The 25,982-nt window shown below is 64.9% G+C and carries 21 protein-coding genes; 10 read left to right on the forward strand and 11 right to left on the reverse strand.

The genetic code is table 11. The features are described 5' to 3' along the window. Positions 1-362: 362 nt before the first annotated feature. Both G0P99_RS08375 and G0P99_RS08380 read right to left on the reverse strand, forming a co-directional pair. Positions 363-758: a cupin domain-containing protein gene (locus G0P99_RS08375; protein ID WP_164128922.1), complete on the reverse strand. Its 396-nt coding sequence runs from the start codon at positions 756-758 to the stop codon at positions 363-365. A 274-nt stretch (positions 759-1,032) separates the two neighbouring features. Then, positions 1,033-1,386, reverse strand: coding sequence for a hypothetical protein (locus G0P99_RS08380; protein WP_164128923.1), 354 nt, complete (start codon positions 1,384-1,386; stop codon positions 1,033-1,035). Positions 1,387-1,566: 180 nt separating this feature from the next. Here G0P99_RS08380 and G0P99_RS08385 point away from each other — a divergent pair, with 180 nt between their 5' ends. Together G0P99_RS08385 and G0P99_RS08390 are read left to right on the forward strand one after the other, a co-directional pair. After that, positions 1,567-2,394 carry a bifunctional allantoicase/(S)-ureidoglycine aminohydrolase gene (locus tag G0P99_RS08385; protein WP_164128924.1) on the forward strand — a complete coding sequence of 276 codons (828 nt, stop codon included), beginning with the start codon at positions 1,567-1,569 and terminating at the stop codon, positions 2,392-2,394. Between the two features lie 124 nt (positions 2,395-2,518). Then, a complete protein-coding gene (locus G0P99_RS08390) occupies positions 2,519-3,847 on the forward strand; it encodes an adenylate/guanylate cyclase domain-containing protein (RefSeq protein ID WP_164128925.1) in 1,329 nt (442 codons plus the stop codon). A 63-nt stretch (positions 3,848-3,910) separates the two neighbouring features. Here G0P99_RS08390 and G0P99_RS08395 read toward each other — a convergent pair whose 3' ends face one another. Then, a complete protein-coding gene (locus G0P99_RS08395; RefSeq protein ID WP_164128926.1) occupies positions 3,911-4,822 on the reverse strand; it encodes an AraC family transcriptional regulator in 912 nt (303 codons plus the stop codon). A gap of 189 nt (positions 4,823-5,011) precedes the next feature. Here G0P99_RS08395 and G0P99_RS08400 point away from each other — a divergent pair, with 189 nt between their 5' ends. The 3 genes from G0P99_RS08400 to G0P99_RS08410 all read left to right on the forward strand — a co-directional run bounded on the left by G0P99_RS08400 (position 5,012) and on the right by G0P99_RS08410 (position 7,463). After that, the gene (locus tag G0P99_RS08400; protein ID WP_164128927.1) at positions 5,012-5,935 is read left to right on the forward strand and encodes an aldo/keto reductase; all 924 of its coding nucleotides are present in this window, start codon (positions 5,012-5,014) and stop codon (positions 5,933-5,935) included. 166 nt (positions 5,936-6,101) lie between these two features. Next, complete coding sequence (locus G0P99_RS08405; RefSeq protein ID WP_203583022.1) at positions 6,102-6,425, forward strand: hypothetical protein; 324 nt, start codon at positions 6,102-6,104, stop codon at positions 6,423-6,425. A 54-nt stretch (positions 6,426-6,479) separates the two neighbouring features. Then, entirely contained in the window at positions 6,480-7,463 is a 984-nt protein-coding gene (locus G0P99_RS08410) for a type I glyceraldehyde-3-phosphate dehydrogenase (protein ID WP_164128928.1), read from the forward strand. A 108-nt stretch (positions 7,464-7,571) separates the two neighbouring features. Here the strand turns inward: G0P99_RS08410 and G0P99_RS08415 are convergent, their stop codons facing one another. From G0P99_RS08415 to puuE, 3 genes are all read right to left on the reverse strand, one after another. Further along, positions 7,572-8,984, reverse strand: a complete 1,413-nt coding sequence (locus tag G0P99_RS08415; RefSeq protein WP_164128929.1) for a nucleobase:cation symporter-2 family protein — start codon at positions 8,982-8,984, stop codon at positions 7,572-7,574. A 67-nt stretch (positions 8,985-9,051) separates the two neighbouring features. Further along, positions 9,052-9,540, reverse strand: coding sequence for an ureidoglycolate lyase (locus G0P99_RS08420; RefSeq protein WP_164128930.1), 489 nt, complete (start codon positions 9,538-9,540; stop codon positions 9,052-9,054). After that, a complete protein-coding gene (gene puuE, locus G0P99_RS08425; protein ID WP_164128931.1) occupies positions 9,537-10,952 on the reverse strand; it encodes an allantoinase PuuE in 1,416 nt (471 codons plus the stop codon). Before puuE ends, G0P99_RS08420 begins: the two co-directional genes overlap by 4 nt. Before the next feature lie 230 nt (positions 10,953-11,182). Here puuE and uraH point away from each other — a divergent pair, with 230 nt between their 5' ends. Further along, on the forward strand, positions 11,183-11,539 hold the full coding sequence (gene uraH, locus G0P99_RS08430) for a hydroxyisourate hydrolase (protein WP_164128932.1): 357 nt from the start codon (positions 11,183-11,185) through the stop codon (positions 11,537-11,539). A gap of 190 nt (positions 11,540-11,729) precedes the next feature. Here the strand turns inward: uraH and G0P99_RS08435 are convergent, their stop codons facing one another. Further along, entirely contained in the window at positions 11,730-12,653 is a 924-nt protein-coding gene (locus tag G0P99_RS08435) for a LysR family transcriptional regulator (protein ID WP_164128933.1), read from the reverse strand. A 95-nt stretch (positions 12,654-12,748) separates the two neighbouring features. Between G0P99_RS08435 and G0P99_RS08440 the strand changes: the two genes are divergently transcribed. The 4 genes from G0P99_RS08440 (at position 12,749) to G0P99_RS08455 (ending at position 21,837) form a co-directional block, all read left to right on the forward strand. Further along, positions 12,749-13,978: a urate hydroxylase PuuD gene (locus G0P99_RS08440; RefSeq protein ID WP_164128934.1), complete on the forward strand. Its 1,230-nt coding sequence runs from the start codon at positions 12,749-12,751 to the stop codon at positions 13,976-13,978. Positions 13,979-14,145: 167 nt separating this feature from the next. Next, the gene (locus G0P99_RS08445) at positions 14,146-15,951 is read left to right on the forward strand and encodes an autotransporter assembly complex family protein (RefSeq protein ID WP_164128935.1); all 1,806 of its coding nucleotides are present in this window, start codon (positions 14,146-14,148) and stop codon (positions 15,949-15,951) included. After that, positions 15,951-20,042 (forward strand): translocation/assembly module TamB domain-containing protein, encoded by a 4,092-nt coding sequence (locus G0P99_RS08450; protein WP_164128936.1) that lies wholly within the window; start codon positions 15,951-15,953, stop codon positions 20,040-20,042. Before G0P99_RS08445 ends, G0P99_RS08450 begins: the two co-directional genes overlap by 1 nt. Before the next feature lie 4 nt (positions 20,043-20,046). Continuing rightward, positions 20,047-21,837, forward strand: coding sequence for a gamma-glutamyltransferase family protein (locus G0P99_RS08455; protein WP_164128937.1), 1,791 nt, complete (start codon positions 20,047-20,049; stop codon positions 21,835-21,837). Positions 21,838-21,903: 66 nt separating this feature from the next. Here G0P99_RS08455 and G0P99_RS08460 read toward each other — a convergent pair whose 3' ends face one another. Genes G0P99_RS08460 through G0P99_RS08475 form a run of 4 tightly spaced genes read right to left on the reverse strand, consistent with a single transcriptional unit; the run spans position 21,904 to position 25,928 of the window. Continuing rightward, positions 21,904-22,893, reverse strand: coding sequence for a Gfo/Idh/MocA family protein (locus G0P99_RS08460; protein ID WP_164128938.1), 990 nt, complete (start codon positions 22,891-22,893; stop codon positions 21,904-21,906). Further along, positions 22,890-23,813: a glucokinase gene (locus G0P99_RS08465; RefSeq protein ID WP_164128939.1), complete on the reverse strand. Its 924-nt coding sequence runs from the start codon at positions 23,811-23,813 to the stop codon at positions 22,890-22,892. Before G0P99_RS08465 ends, G0P99_RS08460 begins: the two co-directional genes overlap by 4 nt. Positions 23,814-23,815: 2 nt before the next feature. Further along, positions 23,816-24,595 (reverse strand): ATP-binding cassette domain-containing protein, encoded by a 780-nt coding sequence (locus G0P99_RS08470; RefSeq protein WP_164128940.1) that lies wholly within the window; start codon positions 24,593-24,595, stop codon positions 23,816-23,818. 34 nt (positions 24,596-24,629) lie between these two features. After that, positions 24,630-25,928 (reverse strand): sugar ABC transporter permease, encoded by a 1,299-nt coding sequence (locus tag G0P99_RS08475; protein ID WP_164128941.1) that lies wholly within the window; start codon positions 25,926-25,928, stop codon positions 24,630-24,632. Between the last annotated feature and the right edge of the window lie 54 nt (positions 25,929-25,982).

Consider the following 25,982-nt stretch of genomic DNA (forward strand, 5'->3'; position numbering starts at 1 on the left):
CGAAATGAAGCGGCAGAGCCTTGCAAAAAACAGCGCAGCGGCCGGGCACCCCGGCCGTGTCAGGAGATCAGCCGCCAAGCGTCGCCTGCCGTTTGCACAGGCGGATGCCGGTCGGCCTGGCCTGCTCAGCCGCAGCCGGGTGGACCGTGAGAAGCGGCGTGGCGAAAAACTCACGGCAACCATCACCCTGGGGGTCATTCAGCTTTACCAAGATCCGTGCGACGGACCCGACCTTATCGCGGTGTGGTCGGCACGGGTGTTTCCCGCAATTGCAATCCGAAGGATACCCCCAACGGCCGATCCCCATGCCAAAGGCTGACTGTCCGGGCCTCGGATTGGTCGCGGCGGGTGTGCATACCGGGTCAGCTTCGCTCCGGTCCCGGTATCCAGCGCCGTATGATGTCTTGGCTGTCGTCGAAATGGGCTTCGAATATTGGGGAGGCGAGGATTGCCAGCATGTGCAGCTGGCCGTCGCCGACATTGCGGAAACCATGACGTCGTGTCGCGGGTATCAGTGCCGAATGGCCGGCCCTTGCCTGAAGCCGTTCCCCTTCGAACCAGATCTCCGCCTCGCCTGACAGCACCGTCAGGACCTCCTCCACCGGATGCCAGTGGGTCGGAGCCCCGAGTCCCGGCTCACACCACTGTTCGAAAATGGAAAGGGCGGAAGCGCCTGTCAGGGCCGAGACGCGCATGCGTGTCGAGACACCTGGACGCCAGTCAAGACAGGCTTGACTGTCATGATCGATCAAATCCATGCCAACACCTCCCATGGGCGGGCGGAACTGGCCCGCTGCATTCGACCCGGCCACACTCCGTCCATCGCCCCCGCACCCCTGAACCAGGGATGGCGGTTGGCATTTTCCGGGTGCCTCCCCCCGAGCTCCGGAAAGAACGCCCTTGCCTGCAAGATATCATGTCCTGCGAGATCGCACACGAGTTTCGGCTCTGGCTGGAAGTATGCATATGCCGGGAAAGATCCGAATGACCGCCAGAGGCCGTTCGTGGAGATAATTGAGAACGGTCTGACTATTACGGCGTCAGCATCCACCCCCCGTCCGCCCCCTTGCACAGCCGGGTGCCGATCAGCTTGGCCTGCGCGGCGCCAGCCGGGTGAATGGTGTGGTGCAGCACCGCGCATTCGCCCTGTACCGCGTCCACCCGCACCGCCCCGCGCGAGTCGGTTCCGGCGTTCTCCCAGGTCGCTTCGCGCCCGACAACGGGGCGGTCATCAACCACCAGCTGGCGCGAGGCCGCGCCCATCAGCTGGAAATCCTCGGGCGAGAGGCCGATCTCGGCAATGATGCGCGACAGCGGCTTGGCATCGGCGGCAGCGGCAAGGCTCAGGGCGGTGGCGGTCAGCAGAAAAAGGAAGGCGCGTCTCATCTGGTCCTCGAAATCGGTTCAGGTCTGTGGCCATCGTTACACGCCCCGACCGCACAGACCAAGATGCCGAACTGTCCCGGGTATCTTCAAAATATCCCGAAGGAACCTATCGGGTCTTTTGCCCTAGGACCGGGGGAATGCTTGTCCCAGATTGCCGGGTAACACAGGTACGAGGCACAGATGGCACATCCCACCTATTACGCGCCCCAGGGCGGGCATCCGGGGCAAGAGCAGCTCTTGACCGACCGGGCGATGTTCACCACCGCCTATGCGGTGATCCCCAAGGGCACGATGCGCGACATCGTCACCAGTTTCCTGCCGTTCTGGGACAAGACGCGGGTCTGGGTGCTGGCGCGGCCGCTGAGCGGGTTTGCCGAGACGTTCTCGCATTACATCATGGAGGTGCATCCCGGCGGCGGCAGCACCCGGCCCGAGACCGACCCGGGCGCCCAAGGGGTGCTCTTTGTCGTCGAGGGCGCGGTGACGCTGACCATCGCGGGCACCGATCACGTGCTAGAGCCGGGCGGATATGCCTATCTGCCCGCCGGTTGTGACTGGCACCTGCGCAACCATGCGGGGCCTGCGGCGCGGTTCCACTGGATCCGCAAGGCATACGAGGCGGTCGAGGGGATCGACCGGCCCGAACCCTTTGTCACCCGCGAGCAGGATGTCGCCCCACGCGAGATGCCGGGTACCGAAGGGCGCTGGTCGACCACGCGCTTTACCGACCCCGAGGACCTGCGCCACGACATGCATGTCAACATTGTCAACTTCCTGCCCGGCGGGGTGATCCCCTTTGCCGAGACCCATGTGATGGAACACGGGCTTTACGTGCTCGAAGGCAAGGCTGTCTATCGGCTGAACCAGGACTGGGTCGAGGTCGAGGCGGGCGATTACATGTGGCTGCGCGCCTTTTGCCCGCAGGCGTGTTACGCGGGTGGTCCGGGGCGGTTCCGCTACCTGCTCTACAAGGACGTGAACCGGCACATGGCATTGCCGCGCCGGTAGGACGGTTCCCACCAAAGCTGGTTTTTCCGGTCAAGCTCAAGTACCCTGAAGGTCTCGCGACATTCAGGGTTTTTTTCGACCTGTTCGCCGCCCCCCTCTGACGCCACGGAAAATCGGAAACGTCATGAAGCGACCCAAAACCCGCTACGCATTGGCCGGGGATACGCATATCGCCTACCAGGTTTTTGGAGACGGCCCGGTCGATCTGCTATGGGCGCAGGGCTGGGCCACACATATCGAATATGCCTGGGAAAGCCCCGACTACGCCCGGTTTCTGACCAAGATGAGCCGGTTTGCCCGCATCATCTTCTTCGACAAGCGCGGCGTCGGCATGTCGGACCGCGACGTGGGATACCCGACGTTGGAGGAAAGATCACAGGACATCACAGCCGTGCTGGATGCCGCGGGCACGGATCGCGCAGCCCTGTTCGGAATGTCCGAGGGCGGTGCGATTTCAAGCGTCTTTGCCGCGACTCACCCAGAGCGCGTCAGCCACCTGATCCTGAATGGCAGCCGGGCCTGTTACAAATGGCATCCCGATTACCCCATGGGCTTGAAACCCGACGCGCTGCGGGCCGAGATCGAGAAGTTCAGTAAACCATCAGACAATGCCGACCGAAAGGTCGATGGGGCTCCGAGCATTGCCGACGATCCGGCGGCAATCGAGTGGCTGGACACCTACTTCCGCTATGCCGCCAGCCCGCGTGCCCTGGCGAAACTGGCGGTGCTGAACTACGACATCGACTATCGCAGCGTGCTTTCGTCGATCCAGGCGCCCACGCTGTTGCTGCAGCGCGAAGGCGACCGCTGGTGCAGCCCGGATCACGCGCGATTCCTGGCCGAGCACATCGCAGGCGCCGAACTGCGTATACTGCCCGGAGAGGATCACATCGCGTGGTATGGCGACCAGGACCAGCTGGTGTCCGAGATCAGGGCATTCGTGACCGGTGAACGGATTTCGGCGCCACCGGAACGGGCGCTTGTGACGCTGGTGTTTCTGGACCTGGTAGGGTCCACCGAGCACCTGACGCATATGGGCGACGAGCGGTGGCGCAGCGTTCTGGAACAGCTTGACCATACCGTCGCCCGGCGTATCGCGGTGTTCGGCGGCAGACAGGTCAAGCATACGGGTGACGGATATCTTCTGTCCTTCCGCGGGCCAACCAGCGCGGTGGAATGTGCCCGGACCTTGCGCCAGGACGTGGCCGGTTTGGGCCTGCAATGCCGAACAGGTGTGCATACCGGGGAATGTGAGATGCGCGGGGAAGATCTGTCCGGCATATCGGTACACGTCGCTGCCCGCATCCAGTCCGAGGCCGGGCCAGATGAGATCCTGGTGTCACAGACCGTCAAGGACCTTTCCCTCGGTGCACAAATGGAGTTCGCAGCTCTCGGTTCCCGCCAGCTTCGCGGTGTGCCGGGCGATTGGCCGCTGCACAGGTTGACGGACTGACACCCAAGCAGGTGTGAGCGCTTGCCTTGTTCCGGGCGGGTTTCTTCAACAAACCTTCGAAGGTTAGATCGAATTTGACAGGGTTTGTGGCCTGCCCGGTTCTCGCGCCGTGCTACGGTCTTCGCGCGGGGGGCGCCCGAATTTCCGGGCGTAGTCGCGGCTGAACTGTGCGGGGCTTTCATAACCGACATCGAATGCGACCGAGGCCACGGCCGCGGTGCTGTCCAGGATCAGGCGCCGCGCCTCGAGCAGGCGGATGTCCTTCTGGTACTGTCCAGGTGTCAGCCCGGTCACCGCCTTGAAATGCGCGTGAAAAGACGACGTGCTCATGCCCGCATGCTCGGCCAGCGCCGACACTTTCATCGGCGCGTCGATCGAGGCGCGGATCGAGGCGATGGCCCGCGCGACGTGGTTCGAAGGGTCCTCGCGGTAGAGGAACCGTCTGAGGATCGCCCCCTGCGGCGAGAGCAGAAGCCGCGCGTGGATCTCGCGCAGCAGGATCGGGGCCAGAAGTGGAGCAGCGGCCTGCTGTCGGGCCAGCGCCAGGAACCGGGCAACGGCATCGCTCAATTCACGTTCGGCCGGGCAAGCCATTAAAGCCGCCGGGTTGTCCGCGCCCTCGGCGATGTCCGGCATCTGGTCGAAGAAACCGCGCAGCAGGCCGAGGTCCAGCGGCAGCACGACGGCGATGTAAGGTTCCGCCGGAGAGGCCCGGGTGATGCGCGACAGAACCGGCAGGTCGTGGCTGACGATGATGGCATGCCCCGCCGGGCAATGAACCGACAGGGTCCCTGCGGTGACCTCCTTGGCGCCTTGCAGGACCAGGCAGAGCAAGGGACGGTACAGTGTCCCCTCAATATCCGAGGGGCGGGTGCGCCGCAGCAGGGCCGCCCCGCCCAAGCCAAGCCGGGTCACGCCATCGACCGCATCGGGCGCTGCCAGTTCACTTGCCAGATGAATGAGTTCCGATTGCATGGGACCCCCCTGAGACCTTTCTTGGAAGCCGCATAGCACAAAGCTGACCGGGCAGAGGATATTCTCCGAGTAATTGGAGAATATGGCAAGACAAAACGACAAATTGACAAATTTTGAGTTAAGTAATCGCTACAACTTCTCCAATAAAGCAAGCCATAGCTTTTCCAGAGCACCTGTCGGAGAAACCAGATGACCAGCACCCACAACGACACCCCAAATACAGCCGCCGGCCTGCCCCTGGTCGGGTTCGGCACTTACCTCATTTCCGACGCGGATGCCGTCGCAGCGGTCGCGGCGGCCATCGGTGCCGGGTATCGCCACATCGACACGGCGGCGGGGTATTACAACGAGGCTGGCGTGGGCCAAGGCATCCGCGACGGTCTTTCGGCGGCCGGGCTTGACCGGGCCGACGTGTTTGTGACGACAAAGCTCTGGCCCGGCAACCCGGCCTGGGGGGATGCGCCCAAAGGTTATGACGAGACCATCGCGGCCTTTGAGACGTCGCGCGCGGCGCTGAGGCTGGACCATGTCGACCTTTACCTGATCCATGCCCCTTCCGGCGGGTCAGAACGGGTCAACGAATGGCGGGCGCTGGTCGACCTCAAGGAACAAGGAAAGGCGCGCGCCATAGGGGTCAGCAACTATACCGAAGCCCATATCGAAGAGATCCGGGCGGCTGGGCTGCCGATGCCCGAGTACAATCAGATCGAGCTGCACCCCTGGTCACAGAAACCCGAATTGCTGGCATTCATGGCGGAAAACGGCATTGCGCCGATTGCCTACAGTTCGCTGGTGCCACTGTCCACCTGGCGCAGCGAGCCCGGGCAAGCCAGCGGCAAGACCGCCGAGATGCAGGCAGAGGGCAGCGATGCGGGGTCTCCGTTCAAGGCGATGGCCGCGAAATACGGGGTGACCGAGGCGCAGGTGCTGTTGCGTTGGGGCGTGCAAAAGGGCTTTGCGGTCCTGCCGAAAAGCCTCAACCCCCGGCGGATGCGCGAGAACATGGATCTGTTCGGATTTGTGCTCGACGCCGATGACATGGCCCTGATCGAAACGATGGACCGGGGCGATGGTGTCGCCTGGGCGACGGGCGATCCGCGGTTCATGGGGTGAGACCGCGCAACACACCCCAGTTGGGGGCGGAATGCTGCTGATCCTTTCGAACGGGTGTTCCGCACAGCCAAAGCCATGCCCCAAGCTTATCCATGCAAAGGCTTCTCAGGCCGCGTGCAATCTGTTCAACTTGTCACAGGATTTCACGTTTTAGAGGAGGCCCACCATGAATACGCGCCCCAAGCGCCCGAACACGGTCGCCCTTGTCGCCCTATGCGCTCTCTGGCCCGCGATTGCCACGGCACAGGACGCATCGGTCACCGTTCACGTGATGAGCCGGAGCTGGGCTGTCACCCAAGTGTCGCAGGATCCGCTCATGTATCGCGCCACGCGGGACATGAACAACCTCAACCCCTTTGGCCCGCCCGCCCGGCTGCGGACCCATCAGGCAATTGCCGCCGTGCAGCAAGCGACCGGCTGCACGGTCGACCGCAAGACGCTCTACCAGAACATCTCGGGCCAGTTCTTTGCCCGGGTCACGTGCAAGTGAGATCCGTCAAACCGGGGCATTGAGGTTGGTCAACGCTCCTGCCATAGCTTGTGCATGAAAATCGCGATCAACGGATTCGGCCGCATCGGCCGCACCATCCTGCGGCAGCTGATGGCTCGGCCGCGGGTCACCGATATCGAGCTTGTGCTGATCAACGATATCGCGCCGCTCGACACCTGCGCCTATCTCTTCGAATACGACAGCACCTTCGGCCCCTGGCGCGGCAGCGTCGAAACCGGGAATGAGACGCTGGTGGTGGACGGGGTCGAGATCCCGATGAGCCATAGCGCCGATCTGGCGCGGGTGGATCTGTCGGGGGTGGATGTGCTGCTCGATTGCACCGGCATCGCGCGCACCTCGGATGTGGCCGCGCGCGGTCTTGCCGCCGGGGCGGGCAAGGTGCTGATCTCGGGGCCGTCGCCGGCAGCCGAGATCACCGTCGTGCTGGGCGCGAACGAGGCGCGGCTGGGCAATGCCCGGATCGTATCGAACGCGTCGTGTACCACCAACGCGCTGGCGCCGCTGGCGCGGGTGATCGACGAGATCGCGGGCATCGCCAGCGCCCATATGACCACGATCCACTGCTATACCAACAGCCAGCCGATGGTCGACGCGCCGCGCGGCGACGCCGCGCGCTCGCGGGCGGGGGCGCTATCGATGGTGCCGACCACTTCCAGCGCCACCCATCTGATCGACGAGGTGCTGCCGCATCTGGCGGGCCGGATCTCGGGCGCGGCGGTGCGGGTGCCGACGGCCAGCGTTTCGGCCGTGGATCTGGTGGTACAGTTGCAGCGCCCGATGTCGGAGGCGGAATTCGATACCACCCTGCGCAGCGCGGTTGCGGCCTCGCTGGTGCTGGGCTGGACCGACAAGCCGCTGGTCTCTTCGGACCTGCGCGCGCGGCCGGAATCGCTGGTCATTGCGGGCCCCGAAACCCGAATGGTGGGTGACCGTCAGGTGCGCGTCTTTGGCTGGTATGACAATGAATGGGGGTTCTCGGCGCGGATGCTGGATGTGGCGCGCCTGATGGCGGGCTGAGGGCGAGAGCCGCGCGCGGGGCTTACGCCCCGCGCGCCCGGCCCAACCGGGGCCAACGCATCTTTGATGCGGCGGAACCGGGCGGGAGCGGCCCGCCCGGTGATAGGCTTACCGACGTCCGTGTCCGGCCATGCCGCCCGAAACCTCCTCGGTCGCCTCTTCCCCCAACTCCTGCGGCAGGATGAGGTTCAGAACGATGGCGATGACGGCTGCAGGCAACAACCCGCTGGTCATCAGGATCCGCGCGGTATCGGGCAGGTGCTGCACCGCGCCGGGCTCCAGCTGCAGGCCCAGTCCAACCGACAGCGCAATGGCAAAGATCACCATGTTGCGCCGGTTCCAATGCACATCCGACAGCATCGAGACACCGGCCGCCACGACCATGCCGAACATGACGATGACACCGCCGCCCAGCACCTCGATGGGCACGGTACGGATGATCGCGCCCACCTTGGGCACCAGCCCGCAAAGGATCAGAAACAACGCCCCGATGGTGACCACATGGCGGCTCATCACCCCGGTCATGGCGATCAGGCCTACGTTCTGGCTGAACGAGGTGTTGGGGAAGGCGCCGAAGAGGCCCGCAACCGCGGTGCCCAGACCGTCAGCATAGGTGGCACCGGCAATTTCCTTGTCACTCGCCTCGCGCCCTGCGCCGCCCTTGGTGATGCCCGAGACATCGCCTACCGTCTCGATGGCCGAAACGACCGCCATCATCGAAAACCCGATCACCGCGGCGAGCGAGAACTCGAACCCGTATTTGAACGGCACCGGCAGGGCGAACCCGGCCGCGCGGCTCCAGCTGGTGCCGATCGCCTCGAAGGTCACCATGCCCACCATCAGCGCATAGACATAGCCCACGATCAGCCCCAGCAGCACCGCCGAAACCGACAGCATGCCGCGGGTGAAGAACTTGAGCCCCAGCGTGACCAGGATCACCACCAGCGCCGCCGACCAGTTGAGGAGCGAGCCGTATTCCGGTGTGCCGATGGCGGGCACGCCGCCCGCAGCGTACTGGATGCCGACCTTGACCAGTGCGAGACCGATCATCGTCACGACAAGGCCCGTGACAAGTGGCGGCAGGGCAAAGCGGATGCGCCCGATGAAGAAGCCGAGGCAGAAATGAAACAGGCCGCCGATGATCGCGCCGCCAAACAGGGCCGCCAGTGCGTCCACCCCCTTGCCCGCGACCAGTGGGATCATGATCGGCAGAAAGGCAAAGCTGGTCCCCTGCACGATGGGTAGGCCCGCGCCGACCGGGCCCAGTGTCACCGTCTGCAACAGCGTCGCCACACCGGCAAACAGCATCGACATCTGGATCAGGTACAGAAGCTGCGGAAAATCGGGCGAGTTCGAGCCAAAACCAAAGCCCGCCGCTCCCGCCACGATGATCGCGGGCGTGACGTTCGAGACGAACATCGCCAGCACATGCTGGATACCCAGCGGCACCGCCTTTGCCAGCGGCGGGGTGTAATTCGGATCGCGGAGCTGATCCGCTGTCCCTATCGAAGTGTCGGCCATGATATCACTGTCCTCCCTGTGTGGATCATGGGGGTCTTGCCGCCTCTTTTATCGTGGGCAGCTTCATCTATCCGGCGACCACCTCCCAAGGGTTGTCGAACCAGAATTCCTCAAGGTTGGCACCGGGGCCGATGCGGTCGACCACCGCAAAGAGGCCGGGTGCCGCAAGCGGCGTCAGCACCCCGTGCCAGGTGCCACGATGATAGTTCACCGCCTGTCCCGGCTCGGTGACAAAGGCGCGCGGTGTGCCGGGGCGGCCATCCTCGTCGGGGGCCACGATCACCAGAAAGGGCTGATGGCTCATCGGGATGAAGGCCTGGCTGCCATCGGGATGCCGCTCGACCATGTCGAGCGTGTAGGGCAGCGCGCGCGGGTTGGCGTCGAACAGGCTGATGCCCGCGCGCCCCTCGATGAAATCGAGCCGCGCGCGGTCATGATAGCGCCCGCACTGGCCCTGATTGATGATCTTGTCCGGTGCGCCCGAGACCGACAGCAGATCGCCGAAAGGCGCGAACGCCGCGACCGTGATCGGCTCTGTCACGATGCGACGGTTCATGAGGGCAGCACGTCGCGCAGGCGGAACTCGGCGATGCGTTCGACCTGGCGGCAGGCCTCGGCGAATTCGGTCTCGCGGTCATTGCCGATGCGGCGCTGAAACGCGGCAAGGATCGAGGCCTTGTCATGGTCGCGCACCGCGATGATGAAGGGAAAGCCGAACCGCGCCACATACTCTGTGTTGAGCCGGGTAAAGGTGGTGCGTTCCTCGTCGGTCAGCGCATCCAGCCCGGCCGAGGCCTGTTCCGAGGTGCTTTCCGCCGTCAGCCGTTTGGCCTGCGCCAGCTTGCCCGCCAGATCCGGGTGGGCGGTCAGCACACCCAGCCGCTCCTCGGCACTGGCCGAGCGGAACATGCGGCAGAGCGCATTGTGCAGCCCGCCAGCAGTATCGTGGGCGGGGCCAAGCTCCAGCCCATGGGCGCGTTCTGCAATCCAGGGGGAATGTTCGAAAATACCGCCATAGGCCGCGATAAACTCCGCCTGCGCCATCTCGGACGGACGGGTGCGCGCCACCGGCGGGTGTTCGCGCGCCCAGTGTTCGGCGATTTGCAGGCGGGTGGCGAACCAGACATCCGCGTGCCCGCGCGCATAGTCGAGGAAGCGTTTCAGCGCCATCACCCGGCCCGGTCGCCCGATCAGGCGGCAATGCAGGCCGATGGAGAGCATCTTGGGCGCGCCCTCGGCCCCTTCGGCATAGAGCGCGTCGAAGCTGTCCTTGAGATAGGCATAGAACTGATCGCCCGAGTTGAACCCCTGCGGCGTGGCAAAGCGCATGTCGTTGCAGTCGAGCGTATAGGGCACGATCAGCTGGTCGCGCCCGCCCAGCCGTTTCCAGTAGGGCAGATCGTCGTCATAGGTGTCGGCGATGTAATCCATCCCGGCCTCGGACGCGAGGCGCACGGTGTTCATCGAACACCGCCCGGTGTACCAGCCGCGCGGGCGGCTGCCCGTCACCTCGGTATGCAGGCGGATCGCCTCGGCGATCTGGGCGGCTTCCTCCTCCTCTGGCATGTCCTTGTGTTCGACCCATTTCAGCCCGTGGCTGGCAATCTCCCAACCGGCCGATTTCATCGCCGCGACCTGATCGGGCGAGCGGGCCAGCGCGGTGGCCACGCCATAGACGGTAACGGGCAGGTCCCGCATCAGCCGGTGCAGACGCCAGAACCCGGCCCGCGCGCCGTATTCATAGATCGTCTCCATGTTCCAATGGCGCTGGCCCGGCCATGGCGCGGCACCGACGATCTCGGACAGGAACGCCTCGGACGCCGCATCGCCATGCAGGATGTTGTTCTCGCCGCCCTCTTCATAGTTCAGTACGATCTGCACCGCGAGCTTTGCGCCGCCCGGCCAGTTCGCCTTGGGCGGCATGGCGCCATAGCCGATCATGTCGCGGGGGTATCGGGGGGCGGTCATGGGCAAGGTCCTGCGTTTTACGGATATCCGATTTCCTCAATAGCTCAGAAAATCACGACCGTTTATCAAATGCAATTTGACGCAGCTTTTGGAAATGACAAAGAGCGCGACGCGAAGAAGGCGCGGCGATAGGCGCGATCTTCAAAAAGGAGCAGAAACTGTCTCGCCGGATCGGGGTTTGCATGTTTCCTGCCCAATGTGAAATCTGAAGCGAACGACAGGAGACCGGGATGAACGGATATCTGACCACACATGTTCTGGACACCGCGCGCGGCTGTCCCGCCGAAGGGCTGACCATCACGCTTTTCCGGCTGGATGGGGGAGCGCGACAGCAACTGGCCGAAATGCGCACCAATGACGATGGGCGCACCGACAGCCCGATCCTGCCCAAGGAGGAATTCGTACCCGGGGTTTACGAACTGGTCTTCGCCGCGGGGGACTATCTGCGGAGAACCGGCCAATCCGGCGATGAGCCGCTGTTTCTGGACGAGGTGCCGATCCGGTTCGGGATCACCGATGGCGCGGCGCATTACCATGTGCCGCTGCTCTTGTCGCCCTTCGGCTATTCGACCTATCGCGGCAGCTAGGGCGACGGGGCACTCCCGCCCGTCGATCGGGCATCAAAGATGCCCTCCTCCTGTTGGGCCGGGCGCCTCGCCCAAGGGCGCGGCGCGGTCACGCTGGGGGCAACCTTGCCGCTTGGACCGACCGCGCCGGACCCAACTCCGGGCATCGCCCGGCAGGGCGGTGACCCGGAGGCGGGAGCGCTTGCCGCGCTCAGGCGGCGCGCGCTTCGGCGGCTTTGACTGCACGACCGATCCGTTCGGTCATGAACTCCATCAGCAGGCGCGTCTTGGGATCCTGGTGCCGCCGGTGGGTATAGAGGCAAGCCATCTGCACCGGCACCGGCGGTGTCTGCGGCGCCACCGGCACAAGACGGCCGTCCTTGAGGTGCTCGGCCACTTCGAAAACGGGTTTCAGCGCGATCCCCTGCCCGGACAGTGCCCAGTCGGTCAGCACATCGCCATCATCGCATTCATAGCGCCCCGAAACGGCAAAGCGGCGCGGGCCATCCGGGGTCTGAAGCATCCATTGAAACTCGGTCGCGCCGGGAAACCGCAGGTTGAGGCACTCGTGACGCTGGTCGATCAGCGCCTGTCCGTGTTCGGGCAGGCCACGGCGCGCAACATAGTCGGGGGCCGCGCACAGCACCCGCCGGCAATCGGCGATCTTGCGGATACGCAGGTTGCTGTCCTCGGGCTGGCCGAGGAAGAAGGCGAGATCCAGCCCCTCGGTGGTCAGATCCACGGTGCGGTCGGTCAGGCGCAGGCGGATGTCAATCTGGGGATATTGCACCAGGAATTCCGGCACGTTCGGTGCCAGCAGCCGCCGCCCCAGACCCAGGGGCGCAGCGACATAGATCGCGCCGCGCGGCGCCTCGGTCAGGTGCATGACCTGCGCCTCGGCCTCGTCCACCGCTTCGAGCACTGCAACTGCCCCGGGATAGAACGCCCGCCCCTGTTCAGTGGGCGTCAGGTTCCGGGTGGTGCGCTGGAACAGTCGCACGTTCAGGTGCTCTTCGAGCTGCGAAATCCGGGCCGAGGTTACCGCCGGCGAGATCCGCAAGTCGCGTCCGGCGGCCGACATGCTGCCCAGATCGTAGACCCGCACGAAGGTTCGGATATTGTCGAGATAGGACATTGTTCCGGATTTTTTGATACAGCTTGGCAATATGCTGGAATACCGGAAAAAATGGCTCTTGCATAGTCTGGTGAAAACAGTTCGGAGACCGTCTCATGTATGATCTTGCCGTGTTCTGGGAATGGCTGGGCTTTGGCGTGCGCTGGCTGCATGTAATCACCGCCGTGGCCTGGATCGGATCATCGTTTTATTTCATCGCGCTCGACCTCGGGCTGCGCAAGGCGCCCGATCTGCCGCCCGGCGCCCATGGCGAAGAATGGCAGGTACATGGCGGCGGGTTCTACCACATCCGCAAGTTCCTTGTCGCGCCCGAGCGGATGCCGGAACACCTGACCTGGTTCAAATGGGAAAGTTATTCGACCTGGCTCAGCGGTTTTGCCCTGTTGATGATCGTCTATTGGGCGGGGGGCGAGCTGTATTTGATCGACCAGTCCAAGGCAGAGCTGGCGCTGTGGCAGGGCATCCTGATCTCGGCGGCGACGCTGTCGGTCGGCTGGCTGGTCTATGATCGGCTGTGCAAATCCGGCCTGGCCGAGCGCCCGACCCTGTTGATGGTGCTTCTCTTTGGCCTGCTGGTGGTGATGGGCTGGGCACTGAACCAGGTGTTCACCGGGCGGGCCATGATGCTGCATTTGGGTGCCTTTACCGCCACGATCATGAGCGCCAACGTCTTCTTCATCATCATCCCCAACCAGAAGATCGTGGTGGCCGACCTGATGGCCGGGCGCGCGCCCGATCCGAAATACGGCAAGATTGCCAAGCTGCGCTCGACCCATAACAACTATCTGACGCTGCCGGTCGTGTTCCTGATGCTGTCGAACCACTATCCGCTGGCCTTTGCCACCCAGTACAACTGGATCATCGCGGCGCTGGTGTTTCTGATGGGGGTGACGATCCGGCATTATTTCAACTCGCTGCATGCCCGCACCGGCAACCCGACATGGACCTGGTTGGTGACTGCGCTGCTGTTCCTCGCCATCATGTGGCTGTCCACCGCCCCGATGCACCAGCCGCTGGAAGAGGCCGAGGCGCAGCCAATGACCGCGACCGAGCAGCGCGTCGCAGCCGCCCCCGGCTTTGCCGAGGCGCATGACGTGGTGCTGGGGCGCTGTTCGATGTGCCATGCCCGCGAGCCGGTCTGGGAGGGCATCCTCTGGGCGCCCAAGGGCGTATTGCTGGAAACCGAGGCCGATATCGTCCGCAATGCCCGGGCGATCTATGTGCAGTCGGGCGTGACCCATGCGATGCCCCCGGCCAACGTGACCTTCATGGAGCCCGAGGACCGGGCCGCCATCGTTGCCTGGTACCGCGCCGCCACCGAGTAACAGCGGCATATTGCCTGTTCCGGCATCGCACCTACTATCCTTTGGGGTGCGGGGCGCATTCTGCGTTCCTATTGCGCGCGGGACTGTGTTATCCCGGATATGTCTTGCGAGTCATCCTTGGGGGGAGGGCCCGTACTGTTGAGGCGGAGCTGTCTGGAGCCGGTTGAATGACGTTCAAAGGCGCTATTGGTGCCCTGTCGCGTGGCCTTGTGGCCGCGGGTTTTCTGTTTGCTCCGGGGGCGGCCACAGCGCTCGAAGCGACCTTGACGGCCCCGGGCGCATCAGAAGAACTGATCGAGAGATTGGAACAGAGTTCTGCGGCCCTGTCAGCGCCGGCGCGCGGTCTCGATTCGCCGCTGGAACTTCTGTCCTCGGCGCTGGCCGACTATCGGACGCTGATCCAGATCCTCTATGACGAGGGATACTTCAGCCCGGTTGTGCATATCCGGCTCGACGGTCGCGAGGCTGCCAGTATCGACCCGATCCAGACACCAGCCCGGATCGACCGGATCGAGATCAGCGTCGAAACCGGCCCGCCCTTCCGCTTCGGGACGGCGCGGATCGACCCGATCACACCCGGCAACATGGTTCCACCTGAGTTCGCACCAGGACAGCCTGCATCGACCGAGGTGCTGCAATCGACGGTACGCGCCAGCATTTCGGGCTGGCGCGATGCGGGTTACCCCAAGGCGAAGGTCGGTGATCAGCGTATTCGGGCACGTCATGCCGAGGCCGAACTGGACGCCGAGATACGCCTGTTACCGGGACCGCAACTGCGGTTTGGCCAGATGCATATCGACGGCGAAACCGACGTCAAGCAGGACTCCATTCGCAGGATCGCCGGTTTTCCAACCGGCGAAATCTATTCGCCGGCCCATGTGCAAAAGGTCGGCACCCGTTTACGCCGGACCGGAACCTTCAACCTGGTTTCGATCAAGGAACGCGAAACGCCCAACCCCGACGGCACGCTCGATTTTGACGCCACCTTCGAAGACCTGCCAAAACGCCGGATCAGCTTTGGCGCGGAACTGTCGTCGCGCGACGGGCTCGACCTGTCCACAGTCTGGATCCACCGCAACCTGACGGGCCGGGCAGACCGGCTGCGGCTGGAGGCGACGGTCCGCAACATCGGCGGCACCGAGGATATCGACGGCCGCATCGGTTTTCGCCTGGAGAAACCCGACCGGCTGGGGCCGGATGACAGCATCTTTTACGTCGGCGAGGCTGAACGCCGCAACCGGACGCATTACAATATCACACGCGCGGTTCTGGGTGTGGGCGCGCGGCGCACCTTTTCAGACGAACTCTATGCCGAGGCGGCCGTCGGCTTCAGCTATGGCGATGCGTCTGACGCCTTCGGCTCGGGCCGCAAGTTCCGCTATTTCGGGTTGAATACCACTTTCGAATGGGACAAGCGCGACAACAAGGTCAGCGCGACGCGGGGGTTCTACCTGAATGCCGGGCTTACCCCCTTTATCGGGCTGTCCGGTACCAAGTCCGGCGCGCAGCTTCTGGCCGATGGCCGGGTCTATTGGGACATCGGCACCGAGGGCCGGCTGGTTCTGGCGGGGCGGATGCAGCTCGGCTCGGTCGTCGGCCCGTCGCTGTCCGAGGTATCGCCGGAACTGCTGTTCTTTTCCGGCGGCGCGGGCACGGTGCGCGGCCAGCCGTATGAAAGCCTGGGCATTCCCGTTGGCGCAAACACGGCGGGCGGCCGGTCGTTCCTTGGCCTGTCGACCGAGGTGCGCGGCAGGGTGACCCAGAACATCTCGCTGGTCGGCTTCTATGACTTCGGAATGGTCGGCGACTCGGCCTTTGTCGGCTCCGGCTCCGACAGCCATGCGGGCGCCGGTCTGGGCGTACGCTATGATCTGGGCGGGTTCGGGCCGCTGCGGCTCGACCTTGCCTATCCGACCAGCGGCGCGACCGGCGACGGTCTGCAATTCTACATCGGTATCGGGCAGGCATTCTGATGAAACAGCTCACCTATCCCCTTGCCGTGACGCTGATGCTGACCCCCTCGGGCATGGCCATGGCGCAAAGCCTGGAGGAAAGCGGCGGCCTGCTGGTCGATTTCCTCGAGGACACGCTGTCAGGCGACGGGCGCAACATCAAGGTGCGCGGCCTGAGCGGCGCGCTGAGCGCCAAGGCCACCATCGAAGAGATCACCGTTGCCGATGATGACGGGGTTTGGCTGACCATCCGCGACGCGGCGCTGGATTGGAACCGGCTGGCGCTGATCCGGGGGCGGTTCTCGGTCAACGAGCTGACTGCGGCGGAAATCCGCATCGACCGCACCCCCCTGCCCGGCCCCGAACAGGAAGACCTGCCCGATGCCGCTGCGACCCCGTTCCAATTGCCGGAACTGCCGGTGGCGATCGAACTGGGCGAGATCCGGGTGGACAAACTGACGCTTGGCGCACCGCTGGCGGGTGTGGCGGCGGAGCTTTCGGTTCTGGGCAAGCTCACGCTGGCGGACGGGACGCTGGACAGTGCGCTAGACATCACGCGGCTGGACCGTCCGGGGGACAAGGTGGACCTGATCGCTGGCTTTGCCAACGAGACAAGCCAGATCACCCTCGACATGCAGGTGACCGAGGATGCGGGCGGGCTGATCTCCACCACACTTGGCATTCCGGATGCGCCCGCGCTGAAACTGACCGCAGCGGGCGAAGGCCCGGTGACCGATTTCACCGCCGATATCGCACTGGCCAGCGAAGGCACCGAACGGGTCGCAGGCCAGGTTCGGTTGCAATCGGCCCTGCCGGTAACCGGCACGGCGCAGCCGGGTATTGCCTTTACCGCCGATCTGGGCGGCGACCTGACCCCGTTTCTGGACGCGGAATACGACCCGTTCTTCGGCACCGAGACCCGCCTTTTCGTGACCGGGATCAGCTCTCCCGGCGGCGCGCTGGATGTGGACGAGTTCACCCTTGCTGCCCAGGCGCTGCGGCTGGAGGGCGAAATGTCCATGGCCGCAGGTGGCCAGTTGCTGCATGCCGCCTTGCAGGGGCGGGTGACACCACCCGATGGCGACCGCGTGATACTGCCTGTGGCAGAGCCGCGCATAACACTGAAATCGGCGCAGATTTCGGGGCTTTATGACAAGTCCAACAGCGACGGCTGGGTGCTGAGCCTGACCGCCGACGAGGTGGCAACACCCGGCCTGCGGCTGGGCCGCGCGCGCATTGCCGCCGAAGGCACTTTGACCACCGGTCCCGAAGGCGCCCATGTTACCGGCGATCTGCAATCGGCGCTGGCGGGGCTTACCTTTGCCGACCCGGCGCTGAACCGCGCGCTTGGCGCTGCGATCACGCTGGACGGTCAGTTCGACCTGCCGGCAAACCAATCGCTGACACTCAGCGGAGTCGAGCTGAAAGGCGCGGATTTCACAGCCACGGCGGATGCGGTGATCGACGGGCTGACATCGGGCTTTGCCATGGATGGCAAGGTCACCCTGTCCGCCGATGACCTGGGCCGGTTTTCCGACCTCGCCGGGCAGTCCCTGGGCGGGTCTGTCAGTGCCGAACTGACCGGCAAGGGCGCGCCCTTATCGGGCTCTTTCGATTTCGTTCTGGATGCGGTTGGCCGGGACTTGGTCAGCGGCATGGCCGAGATTGACCCGCTTCTGACGGGAAGCAGCACCATCCACCTGGACGCGGTGCGCAACACGACCGGGATGACCGTTCGCGAACTCAGGCTGGACGCGCCTGCGGTCCGGGCCGAGGCGGCGGCGATGGTGACCCAGCCGGACGGCGTTCTGACGCTGGATGGCCGGGCCCGGGTCGAGGCACCGGACCTGGCGCCCTTCTCGACGCTTGCGGGTTACGACCTGACGGGATCCGTGGTGGCCGAAGTGACCGGCAAGGCGACGCAGACGGGCGAAGATTTCGATCTGGTGCTGGATGTCGACGGGCGCGGGCTGTCGACCGGCATGGCCCAGATCGATCCGCTGATCACCGGCCCGGTCACCCTGCATCTGGATGCCAGCCGCGAAAGCGACGCCCTCGATCTGCGCAAGGTGACGCTGGACAGCCGCGCCGCGACGGCCGATGTCACGGCGCTGATTACCGATCTCACCGGGGCGCTGGTCGTGGATGGCAAGGCCAGGCTTTCGGCCCCGCGCCTGTCGGTCTTCTCGGCCCTTGCGGGCCGCGAGTTGGGCGGATCGGTGACGGCCGCGCTGGATGGCCGGGCACAGGTGGTCGACCAGACCTTTGACATGCGGCTCGATCTCGACGCCATGGACCTGAAGGCGGGGATCGAACAGCTCGACACGCTGATCGCCGGGCACACCCGGCTACATTTCGACGGGCTGCGCGACGATGCGGGCATGGATATCCGCGACTTCACCCTGAATGGCAATGCGCTCAGCGCCGAGGCCAAAGGCTCCTTCCGGTCGGCAGACAGCGAATTGCGGTTCAAGGCGGCGCTCGACGATCTGGCACGCGTCACCACTGCCGTGTCGGGGCCGCTGAAATTGGCGGGTACGGTTTCGCCCACGCCAACGGGCATCCGCACAGACGTCTCGCTGAACGGGCCGGACAGCTCTTTTGCGCGCCTTGACGGCACCATCGACAGCGACGGTGCGGCGGACCTGGATTTCGACGCGGAACTGGCCCGGCTGGAACGGTTCGTGCCGGACATGCCGGGCAGCCTGACCGCACGCGGCACAGCGGACCGTTCCGGCGGCGTCTGGACGATCAATGGCAACGCGCGCGGGCCGGCCGGGCTGGCCGCCGATGTCGGCGGAACATTCGACGAGGCCAGCGGACAGGTCGACATGACCACCTCGGGCCAGCTGAGCCTGGGCATCGTAAACAAGGCGCTGTCGCCCAACAAGATCGACGGCAGCGCGCAATTCAACATGGCGATGAAGGGCACCCCGGGCCTGAGCGCGCTGAGCGGCAGCATCACCACCTCGGGGACGTCGCTGGTGATACCGGACGCCGGGCAGACCATCACCGGCATCGGCGGCACCGTGCGGATCGCCGATCAGGCGGTGCAGATTGCCATCAACGGCGGTGTTCGTGCCGGTGGCGGGTTCACCGTGTCTGGCCCGGTGTCGCTGCTGCCCCCCTTTGACGGGCGGATCACCGTGGCACTCAATGACCTGGTGATGACGGACAACCTGTCCTACGACAGCCGGCTTGGCGGCCAGATCACGTTGGCCGGGCCGCTGACCGGCAACAGCTCGCTGTCAGGGCAGATCAATGTCGGGGAAACCAATATCAACCTGAATACCGCCGGGGGCGCCGCCGGGGCGGCGCCGATCCCCGATATCGCGCATAGCGCCGAACCCGGCCCGGTCTATGCCACCCGCCAGCGCGCAAAGCTTGTCGATACCGGCAACGGCGGCGGTGGCGGTTCGTCAATGTCGCTGGACATCGCCATCGACGCTCCCGGTCGGGTCTATGCCCGAGGGCGTGGGCTGAACGCCGAAATGGGCGGCCGCATTCACATTGGCGGCACCACCGCCGCGGTGGTGCCGTCCGGTCAGATCGGTCTGATCCGGGGCGATTTCAACATGCTCGGCAGACGGCTGAAGCTGAGCAAGGGCATCATCACGCTGCAAGGCGACCTTACGCCCTTCGTCGAGTTCGCCTCGACCACCACCACCTCGGAGGGGCAGGCGTCGCTTCAGATCATCGGGCCACTGGACGCACCCGAAATCAAGGTGACCGCGGATCCCGACCGCCCTTCTGAAGAGGCACTGGCCATGCTGCTCTTCGGCAACCAGTTCTCGGACCTTTCGCCTTTTGTCATCGCGCAGATGGCGGCCTCGCTGGCACAGCTGTCGGGCGCCGGGGGCGATGCGACCAAGGGCGTGCGTAGTGCGACGGGGGCGGATACCATCGAAATCGGCGCTGATGCCGACGGCAAGGCGCAACTGGGCGCGGGCGCCTACCTGGGCGAGAACCTCTATACCGATTTCACAGTCAACACCGCCGGTGAAACCGAGGTGAACCTGAATCTCGATGTCACCGAGAACCTGACGCTCAAGGGCACGGTGGACAATGCGGGCGACACATCGGTCGGGATCTTCTTCGAACGGGATTACTGAACCGATGCACTTCACCACCCGACCCGAGATTGCCGGTACATTCGGCGTGGCCACCTCGACCCACTGGATCGCCTCGGCGGTCGGGATGAGCCTGCTGGAGAAGGGCGGCAACGCCTTTGACGCAGCGGCGGCGATGGGGTTTGTGCTGCATGTGGTCGAACCGCATCTGAACGGGCCACTGGGCGACATGCCGATGCTGATCAAGCCCTCGTGCGACACGGTACCGACCCTGGTTTGCGGCCAGGGCACCGCACCGGCCCGCGCCACGATCAGGCATTACCGGGACGAGGGCCTGACCCGCATCCCAGGTTCGGGACTGCTGGCCACCGTGATCCCCGGCGCTTTTGACGCCTGGATGATCACGCTGCGCGACCATGGCAGCCTGCCCTTGCGCGATATCCTGGAACCGGCGATCCACTATGCCCGGTCGGGCCACCCCGCGCTGGCGCGGGTATCGGCCACGATCTCGGGGCTCGCCGCGTTCTTTCGGGACGAATGGCCGACCTCCTACGACACCTGGCTGCCGGGCGGGTCCGCGCCGCAACCCGGCGCGCTGATGAAAAACCCCGCGCTGGCCGACACCTGGACCCGGCTTCTGGCCGAGGCCGAGGCGAAACCGGGCCGCGAAGCGCAGATCGAGGCGGCGCGCGACGCCTTCTATCGCGGCTTCGTGGCCGAAGCGATCGACCGCTATCTGCGCGACGCCTGCGTGATGGATGCCGCCGGAGGCCGCCGCAAGGGTGTGCTGACTGCCGAGGACATGGCCGGCTGGCAGGCAAGCTACGAGGCCCCGATCTCGACCCGCTACAAAGGCTGGACCGTGTGGAAAGGTGGGCCCTGGACCCAGGGCCCCGCCCTGCTGCAATCGTTGCAGATCCTCGACGGGTTCGACCTGGATGCGCTCGACCTGAACGGCGCCCGGTTCGTGCATCTGGTGACCGAGGTCATGAAGCTGGCCTTTGCCGACCGCGAGGCCTATTACGGCGACCCGGACCATACCGACATCCCGATGAACACGCTTTTGTCGGAGAAATACGCCGAAACGCGGCGCGCGCTGATCGGCGAGATGGCCTCGGTCGAACAGCGACCGGGCCAGCTGCCGGGCCATGAGACCTGGACTGCCGCCGCGCTGCGCCATGCGAGCGACGACTATGTTTCGGGCGGCGGTACCGGCGCGGGCGAGCCGACCATGGCGCACCTGTCGCAGCGCCGGGGCGATACGGTGCATATCGACGTGATCGACCGCTGGGGCAACATGGTCTCGGCCACGCCCTCGGGCGGTTGGCTGCAAAGTTCGCCGGTGGTGCCGGGGCTGGGCATGCCGCTCAACACGCGTGCCCAGATGTTCTGGCTGGACGAAGGGCTGCCTACCTCGCTGGCGCCGGGACGCCGCCCGCGCACCACCCTGTCACCGTCGATGGCGCGCGGACCGGACGGGACCGAACTTGCCTTTGGCACACCGGGCGGCGACCAGCAGGACCAATGGCAGCTCATATACCTGCTGCGGCTGGTGCATGGCGGCCTGAACCTGCAACAGGCGGTGGATGCACCGCTGTTCCATACCGGTCACTTCCAGGAGTCCTTTTACCCTCGCCCCGCAAGGCCCGGCCACCTGATGATCGAACCCGCCTTTGGCGAGGCGGTCATCGCCGAGCTCCGCCAGCGCGGCCACGCGGTCGAGGTGGCCGAGCCCTGGTCCATCGGGCGGCTCACCGCCGCCAGCCGCAATTCCGACGGGCTATTGCGCGCCGCCGCCACGCCACGCCTGATGCAGGCCTATGCCATCGGGCGCTGATGCGCTTCTTTCTGGTCTGAAATACTCCGGGGGTGAGGCCCGCAAGGGCCGAGGGGGCAGAGCCCCCTACTCTCCCCCATGCCGGGCAGCCGCACCGTAAATTGCGTCGATCACCTCTTGCACACCGCGCGACATTTCCAGCGGAAACACTTCGCCCGTGCCCCGGGTGGCGCGCACGAAAGCATCCATCTGCGCCTCGTATTGATTGACGCCGGGAAAACGGAATACCTGCCGCGACAGCGCCTTCTGGTCATGCAGCACGACCTCGTCAAACCCGTAAAGCCCCGCGTTGAACGGGGTGAGCACGTCAATCCAGCCGGTTTCGCCGAAAAAGCGCATCGACTGATGCGCGCCCATCTGCGTGGCCACGTGGAAATTCAGGTCGAACCCGTCAAAGCCCACGGTGGCACGGGCAAAAAAATCGGTGCCGAATTCCTCTGAATACGCGATCCGTGCCTCGGCCCGGCGCATCTCTGCCCCGGTTGCCAGAAGCGTCGTCACCACCGGATAGACCCCGATATCGGGCAGCGCGCCGCCCCCCAGCTCGAGCCGGTTGCGCATATTGTCCGGATCGGTGTTGTGATAGGAAAACCCGCCGGTGACCTGCCGCAGCGCCCCGATGGCGCCGCTGGCGATCAGGTCGCGAACCTTGTGCCATTGCGGGTGATACCAGACCATGAACGCCTCGGACACGACCCGGCCCGAGGTATCACGGGCCGCGATCACGCGGTCGATCTGGTCGGCCTTCAACGCAATGGGTTTCTCGCAGAGAACATGTTTGCCTGCCTCCGCCGCGCGGATCGCCCATTCGACATGCTGCGCCGTGGGCAGCGGGATATAGACCCCGTCTACATCCGGATCGGACAGCAACGCATCGTAACCGTCATACCAGCGCGCGGCCGAAAACCGCGCCGCCTGTGCCTGTGCCCGGCCCGCGTCGCGGCTGGCGATGGCGTGGATCACGCCGGTTTCCGACCGCGCAATGGCGGGCATCACGTGCTCGCGCGCGATCTTGGCCGTCGACAGGATGCCCCAGCGGAACAAGGGTTCGGTCATGCGCTGTCCTCCATCAGCCGGGCCGCGCCGCTCAGTGCTGCGGCATCGTCGGCGATCAGCCGCACCGGCACCCGGTCCAGATGGTCGGCGAACCGTCCCCCGGCTTCAAATGTTGACAGGAACTCTGCCCGGGCCGCCGAGCCGAGGATGCCGCGCGCGGCACCACCCGCGAAATGGATGCCGCGGAACGGCAGATACTGGAACACCAATTCCCGGGCAAAAAGTCCCAGCAGGCGAGCGGTCAAAGTCACCGCGGCCGCCGCCTGAGGATCAGCGCCGGTGGCGAAATCCGCCAATATGTCCTGCCCACGTTTATTCTTATTTGTCAGTATGTTGTGAAGCCGGGAAAGACCCCGGCCCGAGAACAGGCATTCATTTGTACGAAACCCGGAAGCCGCGTCGCCCAGCTGTGCGCGCAGCTCCTCGGCGATGGCCAGTGGCAGGCTGGCATGGCCCAGTTCCGCCTCGACCACCGACCCGCCCTTGAGCAGGCAGGCGTTGAAACCGGTGCCCAGCCCTGCGACCAGCGCCTGGTCGTTCGAGGGCTGCGCGGCACCGGCACGGATCACGTCGAGCTGCGACGGCACAAGCCCCGGCAGGGCATGGCCCAGCGCCACCAGATCGTTGATCAGCCGTGCGGGAATTTCCGCCTGTTCCGGCAGCGGCGTTGCCAACCCGGATTCGTCGAAGTGCCAGTTTCTGTTGGTCAATTCGGCGCGGCCAGCGGCGACCGGGCCCGCCACAGCCACGCAGATGCCGCGCAGGGCCGGCAGGTTGTGGCCCCGCGCATAGGCCGACAGCACCTCGGCGAACGACGCGTAGGCGTCGTTGCCGAAGCGGGCAAGCTGGGACAGGCGCCCGGCGCTGGCCAGTGCCACGCGGGTATTGGTCCCGCCTACATCTGCGACCAGAACCGGCATGGTCACGCCTCGGCCTGCGCACCTGGGTGCTTGCCCAGGATGATCATGCCCAAGAGATCGTCGTCGGTGACCTTGTCCACGTCCACCGTTCCGACCAGTTTTCCGTTCTTCATGACGCTGGCCCGGTCGCACAGTTTCATCACGTCGTGAATGTCGTGGCTGATCAGAAAAATCCCTATTCCCTGGGCCTTTAGCTGCTCGATCAGCTCGGCGACCATCTGCGTTTCATGGGGTCCGAGGGCGGCAGTGGGTTCGTCCATGATCAGGATGCGGGCGTCGAAGTAGACCGCGCGGGCGATGGCGACCGACTGACGCTGGCCGCCGGACAGGGCCGAGACCGGCACGTTGAACTTCTTGAAGTTGGGGTTGAGCCGCGCCATGATCTTGCGCGTCTCGGCCTCCATCGCGTCGTCATCGACCAGCCCGAAGGGCGTCACCAGCTCGCGCCCGAGGAACAGGTTCGAGCTTGCATCGAGATTGTCCGCCAGCGCAAGTGTCTGATATATCGTCTCAATATTGTAACGTCGTGCATCGCGGGGATTGTGGATCTCGGCCTTTTCGCCGTTGATGCGGATCTCGCCCGAGTCCATCTGGTAGGCGCCCGAGAGGATCTTGATCAGGGTCGACTTGCCGGCGCCGTTATGGCCCAAAAGGCCCACGACCTCGCCCGGATATAGGTCGACGCTCACGTGATCGACCGCATGCACGCCGCCGAAGGAGATGCAGATGTCGCGCATCTCGACCAGAGGTGTACCGCGCTTTGACTGTTTTGTACCTGTCATGACGCACCTATTGACCGTTTTGTACACTGTTCCATCACGCCACCCCCGCCCTTTTGCGATAGAGAATGTCGATCAGCACCGCCAGCACCAGCACCGTGCCCACGACGATGTTCTGCAAGGGCGCATCGACGCCGACCATGGCCATGCCCGATTGCAGCGACTGCATGATCAGCGCGCCCAGGATCGCCCCGTGGATGGTGCCGAAGCCGCCCGCCAGCGCGGTGCCGCCAATGACGGCCGCCGCGATCACGCGCAGTTCGTCCAGCGTGCCGATGTCGTTGGAGTGGTTGGTCAGGCGGGCCGAGGCCACCACCGCCGAGATGGCGCAGAGCGCGCCCATCAGGGCAAAGATCTTGACCGTCAGAAGCCGCGTGTTGATGCCGCTGAGTTCCGCCGCGTCGGGGTTGCCGCCTGTGGCGAAGATATAGCGGCCCAGCCGGGTGCGCCGCGCCAGCATGGTCATACCGACGGCGATGAAGATCAGCAGCAGCACCGAGATCGGGATACCATAGGCCTCGGTATAGCCTTCGGGCAAGGTGAGACCCTGCGCCTCGAAATCACGCTTCAACCGCGCGGTCGGCACCTCATAGGCATTCAGGATCGCCACAAAGCCAACGATCGCCGCCGAGATCAGCCCGGCCAGCACGCCTTCGGCCCAGAGCGGTTTGACCGGGAAGCCATGGCGGATCTTGTTGCGGCGGCTCATCCAAAGGCCATAGAGGGCAGCTACCAGCGCCAGCAGTCCCACGACCCAGGACCAGCCCGCGCCCAGTGTGCCGTTGATGCCGCCGAACTTTTCAAAGGTCGGGTCCAGCGGCCCGATAGTCTTGCCGCTGGTCAGGTACCAGCCGGTGTTGCGCCAGACCAGCAGGCCGCCCAGCGTGACGATAAAGGCGGGGATGGTCAGGTAACCCACCAGCCAGCCGTGAAAGGCGCCGATCAGCGTGCCGATCAGCAAGCCGACAAGGATGGTTACCCAAGGGATCAGCGGATGGCCCAGCCCCAGGCCCAGCATGTTGGGCAGGATCTCGGTCTGGGTCATCGCCATCACCGCCGAGCAGGTCGCCAGAAGCGCGCCGACGCTCAGGTCGATATGGCGGGTGACGATGACGAAAACCATGCCGGTGGCCATGATCGCGACCGAAACGGTCTGGATCGTCAGGTTGAAGATGTTGCGCGGTGTCAGGAAACGGCCGCCGGTCACAAGGTCGAAGCCGATGCACAGGATCGCGAAGGCACCGATCATGCCGAGAAGGCGCAGATCAAGTTCCAGCGTCTGAACAAAGGATTTCTTGGGATGTGCCGGGGACAGCTCCGCCTCGGAATGAGTCATGGGATGTCCTGCGATTTTGGGGGTCTCACCCCGATGAAGGGTGAGACCGGTCGT

The organism is Ruegeria sp. PrR005, from assembly GCF_010500245.1.
Classification (GTDB): Bacteria; Pseudomonadota; Alphaproteobacteria; order Rhodobacterales; family Rhodobacteraceae; genus Ruegeria_B; species Ruegeria_B marisflavi.

Coding starts and splice junctions, on each gene's coding strand:
- G0P99_RS08375 (WP_164128922.1), bottom strand. CDS start 758: ATGGATTTGATCGATCATGACAGTCAAGCCTGTCTTGACTGGCGTCCA.
- G0P99_RS08380 (WP_164128923.1), bottom strand. CDS start 1,386: ATGAGACGCGCCTTCCTTTTTCTGCTGACCGCCACCGCCCTGAGCCTT.
- G0P99_RS08385 (WP_164128924.1), top strand. CDS start 1,567: ATGGCACATCCCACCTATTACGCGCCCCAGGGCGGGCATCCGGGGCAA.
- G0P99_RS08390 (WP_164128925.1), top strand. CDS start 2,519: ATGAAGCGACCCAAAACCCGCTACGCATTGGCCGGGGATACGCATATC.
- G0P99_RS08395 (WP_164128926.1), bottom strand. CDS start 4,822: ATGCAATCGGAACTCATTCATCTGGCAAGTGAACTGGCAGCGCCCGAT.
- G0P99_RS08400 (WP_164128927.1), top strand. CDS start 5,012: ATGACCAGCACCCACAACGACACCCCAAATACAGCCGCCGGCCTGCCC.
- G0P99_RS08405 (WP_203583022.1), top strand. CDS start 6,102: ATGAATACGCGCCCCAAGCGCCCGAACACGGTCGCCCTTGTCGCCCTA.
- G0P99_RS08410 (WP_164128928.1), top strand. CDS start 6,480: ATGAAAATCGCGATCAACGGATTCGGCCGCATCGGCCGCACCATCCTG.
- G0P99_RS08415 (WP_164128929.1), bottom strand. CDS start 8,984: ATGGCCGACACTTCGATAGGGACAGCGGATCAGCTCCGCGATCCGAAT.
- G0P99_RS08420 (WP_164128930.1), bottom strand. CDS start 9,540: ATGAACCGTCGCATCGTGACAGAGCCGATCACGGTCGCGGCGTTCGCG.
- puuE (WP_164128931.1), bottom strand. CDS start 10,952: ATGACCGCCCCCCGATACCCCCGCGACATGATCGGCTATGGCGCCATG.
- uraH (WP_164128932.1), top strand. CDS start 11,183: ATGAACGGATATCTGACCACACATGTTCTGGACACCGCGCGCGGCTGT.
- G0P99_RS08435 (WP_164128933.1), bottom strand. CDS start 12,653: ATGTCCTATCTCGACAATATCCGAACCTTCGTGCGGGTCTACGATCTG.
- G0P99_RS08440 (WP_164128934.1), top strand. CDS start 12,749: ATGTATGATCTTGCCGTGTTCTGGGAATGGCTGGGCTTTGGCGTGCGC.
- G0P99_RS08445 (WP_164128935.1), top strand. CDS start 14,146: ATGACGTTCAAAGGCGCTATTGGTGCCCTGTCGCGTGGCCTTGTGGCC.
- G0P99_RS08450 (WP_164128936.1), top strand. CDS start 15,951: ATGAAACAGCTCACCTATCCCCTTGCCGTGACGCTGATGCTGACCCCC.
- G0P99_RS08455 (WP_164128937.1), top strand. CDS start 20,047: ATGCACTTCACCACCCGACCCGAGATTGCCGGTACATTCGGCGTGGCC.
- G0P99_RS08460 (WP_164128938.1), bottom strand. CDS start 22,893: ATGACCGAACCCTTGTTCCGCTGGGGCATCCTGTCGACGGCCAAGATC.
- G0P99_RS08465 (WP_164128939.1), bottom strand. CDS start 23,813: ATGCCGGTTCTGGTCGCAGATGTAGGCGGGACCAATACCCGCGTGGCA.
- G0P99_RS08470 (WP_164128940.1), bottom strand. CDS start 24,595: ATGACAGGTACAAAACAGTCAAAGCGCGGTACACCTCTGGTCGAGATG.
- G0P99_RS08475 (WP_164128941.1), bottom strand. CDS start 25,928: ATGACTCATTCCGAGGCGGAGCTGTCCCCGGCACATCCCAAGAAATCC.